The 14,874-nt window shown below is 64.2% G+C and carries 20 protein-coding genes; 14 read left to right on the forward strand and 6 right to left on the reverse strand.

Annotated features, from left to right (window positions below; genetic code table 11):
• Window positions 1–7: 7 nt before the first annotated feature.
• The 4 genes from FJ492_RS10340 to FJ492_RS10355 all read right to left on the reverse strand — a co-directional run bounded on the left by FJ492_RS10340 (window position 8) and on the right by FJ492_RS10355 (window position 3,501).
• On the reverse strand, window positions 8–760 hold the full coding sequence (locus FJ492_RS10340) for a Stf0 family sulfotransferase (protein ID WP_140769824.1): 753 nt from the start codon (window positions 758–760) through the stop codon (window positions 8–10).
• Between the two features lie 97 nt (window positions 761–857).
• Entirely contained in the window at window positions 858–1,712 is an 855-nt protein-coding gene (locus tag FJ492_RS10345; RefSeq protein WP_140769826.1) for a lytic transglycosylase domain-containing protein, read from the reverse strand.
• Window positions 1,713–1,717: 5 nt separating this feature from the next.
• The gene (ispG, locus tag FJ492_RS10350; protein WP_140509088.1) at window positions 1,718–2,971 is read right to left on the reverse strand and encodes a flavodoxin-dependent (E)-4-hydroxy-3-methylbut-2-enyl-diphosphate synthase; all 1,254 of its coding nucleotides are present in this window, start codon (window positions 2,969–2,971) and stop codon (window positions 1,718–1,720) included.
• A gap of 350 nt (window positions 2,972–3,321) precedes the next feature.
• Window positions 3,322–3,501: a YdcH family protein gene (locus tag FJ492_RS10355; RefSeq protein WP_027141862.1), complete on the reverse strand. Its 180-nt coding sequence runs from the start codon at window positions 3,499–3,501 to the stop codon at window positions 3,322–3,324.
• Between the two features lie 239 nt (window positions 3,502–3,740).
• Between FJ492_RS10355 and FJ492_RS10360 the strand changes: the two genes are divergently transcribed.
• Entirely contained in the window at window positions 3,741–3,944 is a 204-nt protein-coding gene (locus FJ492_RS10360) for a YdcH family protein (RefSeq protein ID WP_027141861.1), read from the forward strand.
• A 35-nt stretch (window positions 3,945–3,979) separates the two neighbouring features.
• Here FJ492_RS10360 and FJ492_RS10365 read toward each other — a convergent pair whose 3' ends face one another.
• Window positions 3,980–4,768 carry an IclR family transcriptional regulator gene (locus FJ492_RS10365; RefSeq protein ID WP_027141860.1) on the reverse strand — a complete coding sequence of 263 codons (789 nt, stop codon included), beginning with the start codon at window positions 4,766–4,768 and terminating at the stop codon, window positions 3,980–3,982.
• Window positions 4,769–4,938: 170 nt separating this feature from the next.
• Here FJ492_RS10365 and FJ492_RS10370 point away from each other — a divergent pair, with 170 nt between their 5' ends.
• From FJ492_RS10370 to FJ492_RS10420, 11 genes are all read left to right on the forward strand, one after another.
• On the forward strand, window positions 4,939–5,769 hold the full coding sequence (locus tag FJ492_RS10370; protein ID WP_010911956.1) for a transporter substrate-binding domain-containing protein: 831 nt from the start codon (window positions 4,939–4,941) through the stop codon (window positions 5,767–5,769).
• A 73-nt stretch (window positions 5,770–5,842) separates the two neighbouring features.
• Entirely contained in the window at window positions 5,843–6,508 is a 666-nt protein-coding gene (locus FJ492_RS10375) for an amino acid ABC transporter permease (RefSeq protein WP_027141859.1), read from the forward strand.
• Window position 6,509: 1 nt separating this feature from the next.
• Complete coding sequence (locus FJ492_RS10380; protein ID WP_140748117.1) at window positions 6,510–7,160, forward strand: amino acid ABC transporter permease; 651 nt, start codon at window positions 6,510–6,512, stop codon at window positions 7,158–7,160.
• Between the two features lie 4 nt (window positions 7,161–7,164).
• Window positions 7,165–7,959: an amino acid ABC transporter ATP-binding protein gene (locus tag FJ492_RS10385; protein ID WP_140748120.1), complete on the forward strand. Its 795-nt coding sequence runs from the start codon at window positions 7,165–7,167 to the stop codon at window positions 7,957–7,959.
• Between the two features lie 36 nt (window positions 7,960–7,995).
• A complete protein-coding gene (locus FJ492_RS10390; protein WP_027141856.1) occupies window positions 7,996–8,457 on the forward strand; it encodes a RidA family protein in 462 nt (153 codons plus the stop codon).
• 25 nt (window positions 8,458–8,482) lie between these two features.
• Window positions 8,483–9,688: an aminotransferase class V-fold PLP-dependent enzyme gene (locus tag FJ492_RS10395; RefSeq protein WP_140748123.1), complete on the forward strand. Its 1,206-nt coding sequence runs from the start codon at window positions 8,483–8,485 to the stop codon at window positions 9,686–9,688.
• A gap of 133 nt (window positions 9,689–9,821) precedes the next feature.
• On the forward strand, window positions 9,822–10,043 hold the full coding sequence (locus FJ492_RS10400) for a hypothetical protein (protein WP_140769828.1): 222 nt from the start codon (window positions 9,822–9,824) through the stop codon (window positions 10,041–10,043).
• A gap of 43 nt (window positions 10,044–10,086) precedes the next feature.
• The gene (locus FJ492_RS10405; RefSeq protein ID WP_140769830.1) at window positions 10,087–10,626 is read left to right on the forward strand and encodes a sigma-70 family RNA polymerase sigma factor; all 540 of its coding nucleotides are present in this window, start codon (window positions 10,087–10,089) and stop codon (window positions 10,624–10,626) included.
• Window positions 10,623–11,528, forward strand: coding sequence for an anti-sigma factor (locus tag FJ492_RS10410; RefSeq protein WP_140769832.1), 906 nt, complete (start codon window positions 10,623–10,625; stop codon window positions 11,526–11,528). The genes FJ492_RS10405 and FJ492_RS10410 overlap by 4 nt, the downstream gene beginning before the upstream one ends.
• 97 nt (window positions 11,529–11,625) lie before the next feature.
• The gene (gene purE / locus FJ492_RS10415) at window positions 11,626–12,123 is read left to right on the forward strand and encodes a 5-(carboxyamino)imidazole ribonucleotide mutase (RefSeq protein WP_027141852.1); all 498 of its coding nucleotides are present in this window, start codon (window positions 11,626–11,628) and stop codon (window positions 12,121–12,123) included.
• A complete protein-coding gene (locus FJ492_RS10420) occupies window positions 12,120–13,196 on the forward strand; it encodes a 5-(carboxyamino)imidazole ribonucleotide synthase (RefSeq protein ID WP_140509043.1) in 1,077 nt (358 codons plus the stop codon). The genes purE and FJ492_RS10420 overlap by 4 nt, the downstream gene beginning before the upstream one ends.
• A 72-nt stretch (window positions 13,197–13,268) precedes the next feature.
• On the opposite strand, the gene FJ492_RS10425 is transcribed toward FJ492_RS10420, so the two are convergent.
• A complete protein-coding gene (locus tag FJ492_RS10425; RefSeq protein ID WP_140712995.1) occupies window positions 13,269–13,691 on the reverse strand; it encodes a lysozyme inhibitor LprI family protein in 423 nt (140 codons plus the stop codon).
• A gap of 242 nt (window positions 13,692–13,933) precedes the next feature.
• Here FJ492_RS10425 and ykgO point away from each other — a divergent pair, with 242 nt between their 5' ends.
• Window positions 13,934–14,059, forward strand: coding sequence for a type B 50S ribosomal protein L36 (gene ykgO, locus FJ492_RS10430; protein WP_006327841.1), 126 nt, complete (start codon window positions 13,934–13,936; stop codon window positions 14,057–14,059).
• A 109-nt stretch (window positions 14,060–14,168) separates the two neighbouring features.
• Window positions 14,169–14,816, forward strand: coding sequence for a tetratricopeptide repeat protein (locus FJ492_RS10435; protein WP_140509039.1), 648 nt, complete (start codon window positions 14,169–14,171; stop codon window positions 14,814–14,816).
• Window positions 14,817–14,874 lie beyond the last annotated feature (58 nt).

The raw sequence follows: 14,874 nt of genomic DNA on the forward strand, positions 1-14,874 counted from the left end.
CAACGCCTCAGACGGCTGCGTCCAGATGAAAGCGGCGCATCCAGTCCAGGCTCGTCTCGTCGGCGAGCTTGGCGACGCCGGGCCTGACATGCCGGACATCCGGTGCCCGGACGCCCAGGGCTTCGCAGATGCGCAGCAGTGCCACGGCCGGCTCGGCGGCAAGGTGCTCATAGCCGATCCGCAATGGCGCTATGCCGTGTTGCGCGAACCAGATGTCCCAGGCGCCATCATAGGCTTCCAACTCTTCGACCTCACCCTTGATGCGCTCGAAATCATAGTGAGGTTCCCTGGCAGGCCCTACCCTTTCGATTTCGGTTCCGTCGGGAGCGATATGCCAAAGACCGGTTTGCCGGGCTTTGACCAGGGAGACGGCCTGCGCGAGCTTGTTTTCGCGCGACAGGTGTATGTAGAGGACACGGCCAAAAGCCCTCTCGAAACGCGCTTTGTCCGACGCAAGCTCCGGAAAAATCCGGTCGAGTATCGCCGAAAGCTCGCCCAGGTTCTCCCGCATCAGGCGCAAGCCGAAGATTTCAGTATCGCCCTTGCCGGCACCGATCGCCGCATTGAGATAGGCAAGCTGGAATTCAAGCTCGCCCATCGTGTCGCGAGCGGGCAGTCCCCAATCCTCGGCCCACTCCGACACATCCTGCCGCCGGTAGAATGAGTGGGGGTCGCCGGTCGTTCCGGTGGCCGCCAGCAGCTTGCACAGCAGGGTGCTGCCGGTTCTGGGCGTGCCGCAGATGATGTATCCGTCGAACATGGGCGCTCGCGATGACAGGGCTGCTGCCCAAGGAGAGATGGTGGCCGCCCTATAGCTGAAATTGTTGCTGGATGCGACGGGCGCCGTCTTCAGGCCTTTACCGGTTGCGCACCACCACGCAGGCGCCACCGACGCTTTGCAGTTTCTGGCAGATGACATTGGCCGCAGTTCGGTCGTCGATCCCGATCCTGACGGCGTAGATGCCGCGCCGGCCGATCGGCGTGCGCACCCGGCTCACCACCGGATCATGCCCGGCAAGCAGGGCCGGAAAACGGCCCCGCACCCTGAGCCATTGGCTGATCGCGGCGCTGCGGCGGAAATTGCCCGCCACCTGGACGCCCCATGGCTTGATGTTGATCGAGGCCATCGCCACCGTTCTCGACATGATCACCGGCAGCTTGCGGCAGGCGACCGCGAAATCCAGCTTGCCGTCGAGTGGCTCGACTTTTCCGGCATAGGCCCGGTCCGTGAACTTGTCGACCGGCTCGCCCATCACGTCGAAGACATAGCTTTCCGTCTCCATCGGCAGGAAGCCGCCGGAATTCAGCCAGCGCGACACCCGGCTCTCGCCGGCATTGTACGCGGCGGCAGCCAGACCGAGATTGCCATAGCCGGCCTTCATTTCGGCGAGATATCTAGCCGACGCCGGAATCGCCTGGGTGATGTCGAAGGAATTTTCCAGCCCCCGCATCTTGGCGGTGGCCGGCATGAACTGGGCGATGCCTTCGGCGCCAACAGGGCTCACGGCGTTGGGATCGAACCGGCTTTCCTTCCAGATCAGACGGGCGAAGAAATCCCGGGGCAGGCCGTTCTGGTCGGCATGCGCCTGGATCAGGTTGCAGACCTTGTCGATCAGCCGCTGCTTGGCCGATTGCGGTGGATCCGCCTGGGCAAGCGTCGACCAGGCCATACCACACAGGAATATCAGCGCCGCCCAGAGGAAACGCCGCATCTGGCCTACTCTGCCGCGGCCTTGCCGCCCTGACCGAACCGCTGTTCGATATAGTCGGCGACCATTTTCTCGAAATCCGCCGCGATCGACGGCCCGCGCAGCGTCGCCGCTTTCTTGCCGTCGACGAAGACAGGCGCGGTCGGCGTCTCGCCGGTGCCGGGCAGCGAAATGCCGATATCGGCATGCTTGGACTCACCCGGGCCGTTGACGATGCATCCCATCACGGCGACCTTGAGATTCTCGACGCCCGGGTATTTCTCACGCCACACCGGCATGTTCTTGCGCAGGTCCGCCTGGATGTTCTGCGCCAGTTCCTGGAACACGGTGGAGGTGGTGCGGCCGCAGCCGGGGCAGGCCGCGACGATCGGCACGAACTGCCGGAAGCCCATGGTCTGCAGCAGTTCCTGCGACACCTGCACCTCACGGGTGCGGTCGCCATTGGGCTCCGGCGTCAGCGAGATGCGGATGGTGTCGCCGATGCCTTGCTGCAGGAGGATGCCCATCGCGGCGGAAGAAGCGACGATGCCTTTGGAGCCCATGCCGGCTTCGGTGAGGCCGAGATGCAGCGCGTGATTGGAACGGGTGGCGAGTTCGGTGTAGACGGCGATCAGGTCCTGCACGCCACTGACCTTGGCCGACAGGATGATTTTTTCGCGGCTAAGGCCAATCTCTTCGGCCATCTCGGCCGACAGGATCGCCGACTGTACGATCGCTTCTCGCGTGACTTCCTGCGCGGTCAGGGGGAAACCGTTGTCCTGGTTGTCGTCCATCAGCCGGGTCAACAGTTCCTGGTCGAGCGAGCCCCAGTTGACGCCGATGCGTACCGGCTTGTCGTGCTTGATCGCCATTTCGACGATATCGGTGAACTGCCGGTCCTTCTTGTCCTTGAAGCCGACATTGCCGGGATTGATGCGGTACTTGGCCAGCGCCACGGCGCACGCCGGATGGTCGGCCAAAAGCTTGTGGCCGATATAATGGAAGTCGCCGACCAGCGGCACATCGATGCCGAGCCGCAACAGGCGCTCGTGGATACGCGGCACGGCGGCCGCACTCTCGTCGCGGTCGACGGTGATGCGCACGATCTCGGAACCGGCGCGGTGCAGCGCCGCGACTTGCGCGACCGTCTGGTCGATATCGGCCGTGTCGGTATTGGTCATCGACTGTACGACGACGGGCGCGCCGCCGCCGACGACCACACCGCCGACATCGACGCCGACCGAGGTGCGGCGGGGGAAAGGAAAGGAAAAATATCCGGTCATGCCGGCAGCCTTTTGTCTCTGGAGCGCCATGCGTCTCTCTGGAGCGCCATGCGTCTCTCTGAAGCCCGTGCGTCCGCTTGGACGCACAAGCCGGGTCCGATGCGCTGAAGTCCGGGCATGAGGTGGAGGAGCAAAGGTGGCTTGTCAATGGCGACAGGTCGCCACTGGCAGCAATTGATCCCCGCCGGGGACCTGAAACAGCACGCCGACCTGACGGCGGCCGGGCACAAATGAGCCTGAAGGATATTAGCTTCGACTGATGGAATCGCTGAAATTAAAACCACTGCACCGGCGGCAGGTGCCGCCGGCAAGGAAGACCGCCAGTGGTGAGCGGCTATGTCAGGTGAGCGTCAATGCGAGGTTGGTTGCGCCCTCAGTTTCTCAATCGCATCCTTGAGTGCCAGCTTGCGTCGCTTGAGATTTACGATGTCGAGATCGTCCACCGACGGGTGGTTCATCGCGTCATCGATTTCGCGTTCGATGTCGCCGTGTTTCCGCTGCAACTCATCAAGATGGGATGCAAGAGACATGATTGGTTCTCCCTTTCATGGTTTCCTCGATTGCAGCCGTCAAAGGCACGTCCACCGCAGGTCGCATCTGTGACGGCACAATGACAGTGTGCCACCATCAGGCAGCGATGTCGAATGCTGCGTGGTAGCATTCCACGACAACGTGAAATGTGATATGGGCTGCGCGCCGGTGGCAGAAATTGCCGCCCCCGCCCAACCAAGCCCAGTTTTGGGCGCCGCAGACGTGCAGACGGTAGAGAATGTCCGATCAGGAACAGGCCGATACTCGCCTCGAATTTTCCCGGCTGAAGCAGGAACACGCCGATTTCGATGCGGCGATCAACGCGATGATCGCCATGAATTGCGACCCGCTGCAGATCCAGCGCATGAAAAAGAAGAAGCTGGCCCTCAAGGACCGGCTGATGAAGCTGGAAGACAAGATCATTCCAGACATCATCGCCTGAGACGGAACCGGCCCGCGCTCGCCGGCACTTTCCGCCTATCCGCCAATCGAAAGCCCGGCGGCGCGGCCGCGCAGCAGGCCGATGAGATCGGCGGTCCGCTCCTCCGACGTGTCGATCGGAACCACCAGGCACATCGTTGCCTCGACCTTGCCTGGCGCTGAAAAGACCGGCACGGCGAGGCATTTCGTATAGGCGTCGACCAGACCCGAGGTGACGCAGTAGCCGGTCACCCCTGCCTTTGCGATGTCGGCGATGAAATCCTCGAGCCGCAGCTTGCGGCCGTCGGGCAGCACGAGATCGTCGTCCGACACCATGGCTTCGATCGCCGCTCTATCCAGCCCCGCAAGCAGCAGCCGGCCCGAAGCGGTCCAGGGCAGCGGTATCTGCAGGCCGGTGGCCGAACTGATGCGGAACGGCCTGGTGCCGGGGCTGGAGTGGACGATCGTGTAACGGCCGCTCTGCAGCATGCACAGTTCCGAGGTCTCGCCGGTCTCGCGCGACAGATGATCGACCTCCTGGCGCCCGCGCCGCAACAGGTCGTTGCCGCGCACATAGTCCATTCCGTAGAGGTAGAGCTTCTTGCCGAAGTAGACGCGGTTGCCATCGCCGGCCATTTCCAGCAGCCCGGCATCGACCAGTGACCGCACCAGCGTGTAGGTCGTCGAACGCGGCGCATTGACCCCCTTGGCGAGATCGCCAATGCCGATCGCACGCTGCGTCGTGTGAAGAAACTCCAGGATCTCCAAGACCCGGTTGAGACCCTTTTCACGGGAGCCCGGCGTCTTCTCGTCGGCTGAAACAGCCAAAACACTACCATCTTGCATTGTCGATTCCCGGTGTTAGTATCTGTCTTGTACAGGATACATGCGTCTCTTGTAAGGGACAATCTTTGATAGTCGCTGTCGCGTGCATGGCCTGTGCATAGGGGAACACAACACGAAAGGAGGTCGCCGTGAACGACACATCCGGAAGACGTGATTTTCTGAAATTGGGAATGGCGGGACTTGCGACGGCAGGCGTTCTGGCAACCGTCGATGCCCAGAAGGCCGCAGCGCAAGCCGCATCCGACAGCCTGCTGCGCACCGTGCTCGACCGCGGCAAGCTGATTGTCGGCACCGGCAGCACCAACGCACCCTGGCATTTCGAGAACGATGCCGGCGAACTGGTCGGCATGGACATCACCATGGGCCGCATCCTCGCCAAGGGCCTTTTCGACGATCCGACCAAGGTCGAGTTCGTCATGCAGGATCCGGCGCAGCGCATTCCCAACGTCACCACCAACAAGGTCGACATCACCATCCAGTTCATGACCATGACGGCCCAGCGCTCGCAGCTGATCAATTTCTCCCGACCCTACTATGTCGAGGGCGTTGCCTTGCTGACGCTGCCGACCGCCGAGAACAAGACCTTCGACAAGCTGCTCGCCGGCGGTTCGGCGACCCGCATTTCCATCCTGCAGAATGTCGACGCCGAAAGCTCGGTCCACTACGCCCTGCCACAGGCCCAGGTGCTGCAGATCGACACTCAGGCCAACGTGCTGCAGGCGCTTGAATCCAAGCGCGCCGACGCTGCCGCTGTCGACCTGTCCACCGTTCGCTGGCTCGCCTCGCGCAATCCCGACAAGTATTTCGATGCCGGCAAGAGCTGGTATTCGATGCTTTACGGCGCAGCACTTCGGCAAGGCGATCTCGACTGGCTGACCTTCGTCAACCAGACCTTCACCATCGCCATGTTCGGCCATGAATCAGCGCTCTACGACGCAGCCTTCAAGGACTATTTCGGCCAGGAACCGCCGGCGCGTCACCCCGGCTTCCCGGTCATCTGATCCCGGATCGCGGAAGGGCGGCATTCCAGCCCTTCCGCAATCGACTCGACGCCCTTCACACCGAGGCGGATGCATGGGCTATGCCCTCAATTTCAACCTGATCTGGCGGCATTTCGACAAGCTCTGGGGCGGCCTGCTGCTCAGCCTCGAACTTGCCGTGATCTCGATCGCCATCGGCGTCGTCATCGGTCTGGTGCTCGCGGTCTGGTATGTCTCGGCCGGGCGCGTCGTGCGGGCGGTGATCGCGGCTTACGTCGAATTCATCCGCAACGTGCCGCTGATCCTGCTGGTCTATCTCGTCTTCTACGGCCTGCCGACCGTGGTCGACCTGGCCTACAGCGCACCAACCTCATTTGTGCTGACCCTGTCGGTCTATAGCGGCGCCTATCTGGTCGAGGTGTTTCGCTCGGGCCTCGAGGCTGTCCCGCGCGGACAGCTCGACGCCGGCAAGGCGATCGGCCTGACGCCTTGGCAAAGGCTGCTTCATGTGCGCCTGCCGACCATGCTGCGCATCACGCTGCCGGCGCTCTCCAACACCTTCATCTCGCTGTTCAAGGACACCTCGATCGCCTCGGTCATCTCGGTGCCGGAACTCACCTTCGGCGCCCAGTGGATCAACTTCAACACCTTCCGCATCGTCGAGGTCTACTTGGTCACCACCGCCATGTATCTGGTGACGGGCTACATCATGCTTTTTGGACTGCGGCTCGTGGAGCGCCGGTTCAGGGCGGCGCGCTGACATGCTGAGCCAGATCCTCTACGCACTGCCCTTCCTTGCCGCAGGCTTCGCCGTGACCTTGTGGGTCTCGCTGCTGGTCGTGGTTCTGTCGCTCATCGCCGGCGTCCTGCTGGGCGTTGGCCTGGTCTACGGGCCAATGCCGCTGCGCTGGGCGGTGCGCATCTTCTCGGACACCATTCGCGGCATTCCGATCCTGGTGCTGATGTTCTTCGTCTATTACGGCCTGCCCGCGATCGGGCTGCATCTGCCGTCGTTCTGGGCCGCGGTTTCCGCGCTCACTCTGTTCAAGACGGCGCAGGTCATCGAGTATCTCAGGGGCGCGGTCGGCTCGATCCCGAAGGGACAGTCCGAGGCCGCGATGGCGGTCGGGCTGACCTTTCGCCAACGGCTCACCTACGTCATCTTTCCGCAGGCCTTCAGGCGCTTCCTGCCGCCCTGGATCAATGGGGTCACCGACGCGGTCAAGGGCAGCGCACTGGTGTCGCTGCTCGGAATCACCGACTTGATGCAGGCCATCAACCAGGTCATCGGCCGTACCTATGAAGCGATGCCGCTCTATATACTGGGCGCGCTCATCTATTTCGCGGTCAACTACGCACTCTCGCTCGCCAGCCGGCGGCTCGAGCGGCGTTTCTCCTTCATCCGGGATTAGCACGATGTCCGAAGCCCAAAACGCCGGTCCGGTACTGCTCGACGTGCGCGACGTCTCAAAAGCCTTCGGCACCGTCGAGGTGTTGCGCTCCGTCAGCCTTCAGGTGAAGCGCGGCGAGGTGGTGACTGTCATCGGCCCTTCCGGCAGCGGCAAGACCACCCTGCTGCGCTGCGTCAACTTCCTCGAAAGCTACGACAGCGGCTCGATCCGCATCGATGGCAACGAGGTCGGCTACCGCGAGGCCGGAACGCGCCAGCGCCGCAGCGAGCGCGATCTTGCCGCCATGCGTGCCGAGACCGGCATGGTGTTCCAGAGCTTCAACCTGTTCCCTCACCTGACGGCGGCCGGCAACATCATGCTGGGCCTGACCAAGGTGCGGGGAAAGAAAGAGGCCGAGGCGCGATCGATCGCAGAACATTGGCTCGGCCGCGTCGGCCTCGCCCACAAGGCCGACAGCCTGCCGGCTGAACTCTCCGGCGGCCAGCAGCAGCGCGTCGGCATCGCCCGCGCCGTGGCCATGGAACCGAAGATCCTGCTGCTCGACGAGATTACCTCCGCCCTCGATCCCGAACTGGTCGGCGAGGTGCTGGCGGTGGTGCGCAGCCTGGCCGAGGACGGCATGACCATGCTGATGGTGACCCACGAAATGGCCTTCGCCCGCGACGCTTCGAGCCGCATCGTCTTCATGGCCGACGGCGGCGTCAGCGCCGTCGGGCCGCCGAGGGAGATCCTCGCGACGGAGACCACCAACGAGCGCCTCCGCACTTTCCTGGCGCGCTTCCGCGCCTCGCACTTCTAAACTCAGGCGGCCAGGCCGCCCAAGGAGCCTTCATCCATGACGCCTTATATCAGGCTCGCCGAACTCGGCCTGACGCTGCCCGAGCCGCCGACGCCGATCGCCAACTTCGTCACCCATGCCGAGAGCGGCCGGTTGATATTCCTCTCCGGCCAGGGGCCGCTGCGCGCCGACGGCACACTTTGCACCGGCAAGGTCGGGGAGGATGTGACGGTCGAGCAGGCCTATCAGCATGCCCGGCTGACCGGGCTCAACCTGCTTGCCGTCATGCATGCCGCCGCCGGCGATCTCGGCCGCATTGTGCGCGTCGTCAAGCTGCTCGGCTTCGTCAATGCGACGCCGACCTTCAGCGACCATCCAAAGGTGGTCAATGGCTGTTCGGACCTGTTCGCTAATGTCTTCGACAAGATCGGCGGCCACGCGCGCTCGGCGATCGGCGTCGGCTCGCTGCCTGGAAACATCACCGTCGAAATCGAAGCGGTCGTCGAGATCGCCGCCTGACCTGCCACCCACGGGATTTGCTCACATGAAAACCTATTCCGACACCGGCTCCAACACCACCATCCGCGAACGGCTGGGCTTGCGGCCGATCATCAACGTCTCCGGCACCATGACCGCGCTCGGCGCCTCGATCATCGTCCCGGAAGCCGTCAACGCCATGGCCGAAATGGCCTCGCAATGGGTGGAGATGGACGATCTGCAGCGCGCCGCGAGCACGGTTGTCGCGCGCCTCACCGGCGGCGAGGCCGGCTTCATCACCGCCTGTTGCGCAAGCGGCATCACCATGGCGATTGCCGGCGCGATGACCGGAACCAACCTGCTCGCCATCGAGCGTCTGCCCGACGACACCGGCGACCTCAAATCGGAGGTCGTCATCCAGCTTGGCCACATCGTCAATTACGGCGCGCCGATCGACCAGTCGGTCCGCGTCGCCGGCGCCAGGGTGGTGCCCGCCGGCACGGTCAGCGTCACCCAGGACTATCATGTGCGCGAAGCGATCAACGAGCGCACGGCGGCGGGCCTCTACGTCGTCGCCCACCACACCGTGCAATACGGCATGTTGTCGCTGGAGGAATTCTGCGAGATCTGCCACGCCAAGGGGGTGCCTGTCATCGTTGACGCCGCGTCCGAATACGATCTGCGCGGTTTCCTCGCGCGCGGCGCCGATGTCGTCGTCTACAGCGGCCACAAATTCCTGAGCGGGCCGACCAGCGGTATCGTCACCGGCCGCAAGGACCTGGTGCGATCAGCCTATCTGCAGAACCGCGGTGTCGCCCGCGCCATGAAGGTCGGCAAGGAAAGCATCGCCGGCACCATGGCGGCGCTCGAAGCCTGGGAGAAGCGCGACCATGCCGGCATCCGCCGGCGTGAGGAGGCGGCACTCAATCTGTGGAAGGACGCCTTGCAGGGACTGCCCGGCATCGCCGCCATCATCATTCCCGACCCCACCGCCAATCCGCTCGACCGGCTGCAGATATTCGTCTCGCCCGAGAGCCGCTTCACCGCCGCCGGTCTTGCCTCGGCGCTTGCCGCCGGCTCGCCTCCGATCATCGTGCGCAACCATGAGGTCGAGCGCGGCCATTTCTTCCTCGACCCCTGTAACCTTCATCCGGGCGAGGCGGACGTCGTCGCTGAGCGGCTGCGCGCCGTGCTGACCGCGAAGGAGCGCCCGGCCGACGCGATGAAAATTGCGCGCAAGGATTCGTCGGGTGTTTTGCGCTGGCCGGATTGATCGCCAACCGACCATGCCGAAAGCACCGGCTGATCACGCGACCGTGAATAGCCGGATTTGCCCGCGCGGGAATAAATCGTCTCCTCAACAAGTCTCCTCGACATACGCCACGGCTGGCGTTGAGGAGATCGGCATGCCCCATCATCGCGAGCACAGCGAACCTGGCTGCGGCGGCAGCCGCCGTCATGCGCTGGCGAGCATGACCGTCGTCAGTCCCTCCTCCGTGGCGCGCTTTCTTTTCATGGCGCTTGACACTGGTGAGGCAGATGAATTCACTTTCAGCAAGGCAAGCGACTTTGCCCGTTTCCGGGGGCTTTGCTCCTACAAGCCAGGCAAAATCGCTGTCGCATCTTGAGGCGGCACGGCCTGTCCGCTCCGGAGGGGATCATGGTGCTGCTTTGAGCGAGAGGGCCCAGGCAGAGCGCTTCAACCAGGTGGTGCTGCCGCATCTCGGCGACGCGCTGGCGCTTGCCCGCTGGCTGACCGGCAATGCCGCCGACGCCGAGGATGTCGTGCAGGACGCCTGCATCAAGGCGCATGCCGGCATGTCAGGCTATGCCGGCGGCAATGCCCGTGCCTGGCTGCTGACCATCGTGCGCAACACCTCCTACACCTGGATGGCGCGCAATCGGCCGCGCGCCATGATGGCCGTCGGTGATCTCGGCGATCTCGACGACATGGCGGCGGCCCATGGCACCAGCCTGCCCGACGAGGACGGCCCGGAAGCGAGCCTGATCGCCAAGGCCGATACGGCGGCACTCGAGGCGGCGATCGCTGCCCTGCCGCAGCCGTTTCGCGAAACGCTGGTGCTGCGCGACATTAACGGCCTCAGCTATCGCGAGATTGCGGCCATGCTCGACGTGCCGATCGGCACGGTGATGTCCAGGCTTGCCCGGGCCCGTAGCCTGCTGGCATCTGAACTGGGGAGAGCGCCATGACCAGCCATGACGACGGACTGCCCAATGATCCCGAAGGTATCAGACTGATGATCCAGGCCCTTGTCGATGGCGAGCTCGATGCGGCGGCGGCCCTTGCCGTGGAGCGTCGCATCGCCACCGACCCCCGGCTTGCCGCCGAGCATGCCCGCATCCTTGCCTTGCGAGGCGCGGTCAGCCGCTTGCCGCGCCCCGAAGTCAGCGACGCCTTTCGGACCCGCATCGCAGCAATCGGCATGGCGGGCACCGACCAGCAGGACCAAGCCGATGCGGCCCAGCCGCAGCGCGGCACGCCGTCGAAGCTCCCGGGATTGATTGCCAGCGCAGGCCAGCGACCGGAAGCCGGGACGCGTCCTTCGCAGGCGTGGACATCGCCAAGGGCACGCCGCTTCGGCTCGTTCGACTGGCGCGCCATGGCCGCGTCGATCATGATCAGCGCGGTGCTGGCCAGCGGCGCGACGCAATGGGTGATGTTCAACAGCGCGGAAGACGGCTTTGCCGCCGCTGTCGCCAGCGGCCATCGCCGCAGCCTGCTCGCTGCGAGCCCGATCGACATCGTTTCCGCCGACCGCCATACGGTCAAGCCTTGGCTCGACGCCCGGATCGGCGTCTCGCCGCCCGCGCCGGACCTTGCCCAAGACGGTTTCGCCCTCATCGGCGGCCGGGTCGAGGTGATATCAGGCCGGCCGGTGCCGGCACTGGTCTACCGCCACCGTGAGCACCTGATCACGCTCGTCGCCGAACCGCAGCAGGACGGCAAGATTATCCAGCCGGACGATCTTTCCTCCGGCGGCTTCTCGATGGTGCACTGGAGCGACGGCGCCTTCTCCTACTGGGCGATCTCCGACATGGAGCGCCCCGAACTCGACGACTTCGTCGCCCGCTTCCGCAAAGCAGCGGTATGAGCCGGATATGGCCGTTGGCACCTCGCCGATGGCCTGAAATCCTTGCGGCCCCGCGCGAATTCCGCTAAGGCGCGCCTTTGTCGCCGGGAGCAGAAGCTTGAACGATCAACGCGCCGACGTCGCCATCATCATGGGCAGCCAATCCGACTGGGCGACGATGCGCCAGGCAGCGGAGACGCTGGAGGCGCTTGGTGTCCCCCATAAGCGGCTGATCATTTCGGCGCACCGCACGCCCGACCGGCTCTATGAATTCGCCAAGGGCGCCAAGGCGGCCGGCTACAAGGTGATCATCGCAGGCGCCGGGGGTGCGGCGCATCTGCCCGGCATGACGGCGGCGATGACGCCACTGCCGGTGTTTGGCGTGCCGGTGGAATCGAAGGCGCTGTCGGGCCAGGATTCGCTGCTCTCCATAGTCCAGATGCCGGCCGGTATTCCGGTCGGAACGCTGGCAATCGGCAAGGCAGGTGCGGCCAACGCTGCCCTCCTAGCCGCTGCCGTGCTGGCGCTCAATGACGATAAGCTTGCCCAGCGCCTCGACGCGTGGCGCGCCTCGCAGACCGCCAAGGTCGCCGCCGAACCGACGGACACGCCGTGAGCCTGCCCGCCGGATCGACCATCGGCATCATTGGCGGCGGCCAGCTTGGTCGCATGCTGGCAATGGCCGCTGCCCGCCTCGGCTACCGCACCGTCGTGCTGGAGCCACAGCAGGATTGCCCGGCCGCCCAGGTCGCCAACCGGCAGATCACGGCCGCCTATGACGACCCGGCCGCGCTTGCTGAACTGGCCATGGCGAGTGCCGTCGTCACCTATGAATTCGAGAACGTGCCGGTGGCCGCTGCAACCGCGCTTGCCGCCAAGGTGCCGGTCTATCCGCCGCCGCGCGCGCTCGACGTGGCGCAGGACCGGGTGAGCGAAAAGACATTCCTCAACGGCATCGGCATCGCCACTGCCGATTTCCGTCCGGTCGACACCGACGACGGGCTGGCGGCGGCGCTGGAGACATTCGACGGCAGCGGCATCCTGAAGACGCGGCGCATGGGCTATGACGGCAAGGGCCAGCGCGTCTTCCGCAACATCGAAGCCGGCGGTTTCGCCGGCACCTGCGAGGCGATGGGCAATGTGCCGCTGATCCTGGAAAGTTTCGTGCCGTTCGAGCGCGAGATTTCCGTTATCGCCGCGCGGGGGCTGGACGGCACTCTCGCCGCCTACGATCCGGCCGAGAATGTGCACCATGACGGCATTCTGCACACATCGACCTTGCCGGCCGGCATTGCGCCGGCGACCGCGCGGGCCGCGAAAGACGCGGCGACGAAAATCCTGTCGGCGCTCGACTATGTCGGCGTCATCGGTGTCGAGTTCTTCGTGCTGGCCGACAGTTCGCTGCTGGCCAACGAGATCGCGCCCCGCGTCCACAATTCCGGCCACTGGACCGAAGCCGCCTGCATCGTTTCGCAGTTCGAGCAACATATCCGCGCCATTGCCGGCCTGCCGCTGGGCAGCCCCGACCGCCATTCCGATTGCGTGATGGAGAACCTGATCGGCGACGACGTGCTGCGCGTTCCAACGCTGCTCGCCGAGCCCGACCTGATGCTGCACCTCTACGGCAAGGCGGAAGCCCGGGCCGGCCGCAAGATGGGCCACTTCACCCGCATCAGCCGCCGCGGTTAGAGCAATTCCAGAAAAAGTGTCTAAAGATTTTCCGTCCGGAATTGCGTAGCAACCGCTCTGATACCAACACGCCTATTGCACCTCGTCGCTCTCGTCCTCGCCGGGACTGGCGCAAGTCGCATCGCCTTCCTCGCAATTGGCCGAGGCGGCGAGCTGCTTGATGCGGTCATTGGTTAGCCCGGTCAGGCATTGCGAGACCTCCATCGCATGGATGGACCCGCCTTGGCTGGCGGCTGTGGAATGCGTGCACTCGGCGTCGCGGAACGCGATCCAGGCCCGTTGCGCGGCCTGCAGCGATCTCTTTCCATCGGCATCATCGGAGCTGATCAGGTCCTGATAGGCCTTGTTGAGCCTGGCGTCGGCGGCCTGATAGTCCTCGCCGGCACAGATGTTCATCATTTGCTGGCTGTCGTCGGAACGGTCGCATTCCTGCGCTCGGGCAGCCGCGCTCGCCGCCAGGACGACGAGGCAGGCGGACAGGAATATTCGGCGCATGGTCGTCCCCAAATCACTTGAAGTAAACGGCATCATCCCAGCCGGCTCATGGCCGCGCAATGCCACGGGGCCGACATGGCGGATATTTGATGATATCAGGACGCGGAGCGCGCTTGCGATCGACTTACGGTTGACATGGGCAAGGCTCCTCGTTTATGAGCCACCCACCGTTCAAAAGGCGCGTCTTCTGGCGCGCCTTAAAATTTCGACCCGGAACCGGGTCCACACCGACAGGCAAGACCATGAAGATCAAGAATTCGCTCAAGGCGCTGAAGGCGCGTCACCGCGACAACCAGCTGGTTCGCCGCAAGGGCCGCGTCTACATCATCAACAAGACCGCCCCGCGCTACAAGGCGCGCCAGGGTTGAGTTTTCGGCCGGAGGCTTTTTGCCTCCGCCCATTGATGTTTGTCGGCCTGCCGATCTTCTCACGCTAAAATCACTTTGCGGTTCCGCCGCCCGGGACTAGAGTCGGGCGATGCGGATCCTTTTTGCATTCTTGACGACTTTCCTGGTTTCCGGCGTCATCTCCCTGCCGACGCAGGCCGGTGATCGGCCGATCGCGGTCGCAGCCACGGATGGTCAGTCGGCGCCCTCCGATGCCCAGCCTGCGGCCCCGGACACTCCGGCCCCGCCAATAACGAAGCAGGCGCGGATCGACAAGCTGTTCTCCGACCTGAAACGCGAGCGCAACGAAAAGGCCGCCGAGCGCATTGCCGGCAACATCTGGAACGAATGGTTCCAGTCAGGCAGCGCCTCGATCGACCTGATGATGCAGTGGTCGCAAAAAGCGATGAACGATCGGAAGTTCGACGTTGCGCTCGATTTCCTGGACCAGGTGGTGACCTTGCAGCCAAACTACGCCGAAGGCTGGAACCGCCGCGCCACCGTGCATTTCATGATGAAGAACTACGGCAAGTCGATGGCCGACATCGACCGCGCGCTGCAGCTCGAGCCACGCCATTTCGGCGCGCTGTCGGGCCTGGCCCAGATCATGGCGGAAACAGGCCACAAGCAATCGGCGCTCGAGGCCTGGCAAAAGGTGCTGGCCATCTACCCGATGATGCGCAGCGCCCAGAACCAGGTCGCCACCCTGTCGGAAGAGCTTGCCGGCGAAGGCATTTGATAGACTAGGCGGTAGGGGAAGAGGCCGCCTACTCCCCTACTCCCCTACTCCCCTACTC

Source organism: Mesorhizobium sp. B2-5-4 (genome assembly GCF_006441095.1).
Classification (GTDB): Bacteria; Pseudomonadota; Alphaproteobacteria; order Rhizobiales; family Rhizobiaceae; genus Mesorhizobium; species Mesorhizobium salmacidum.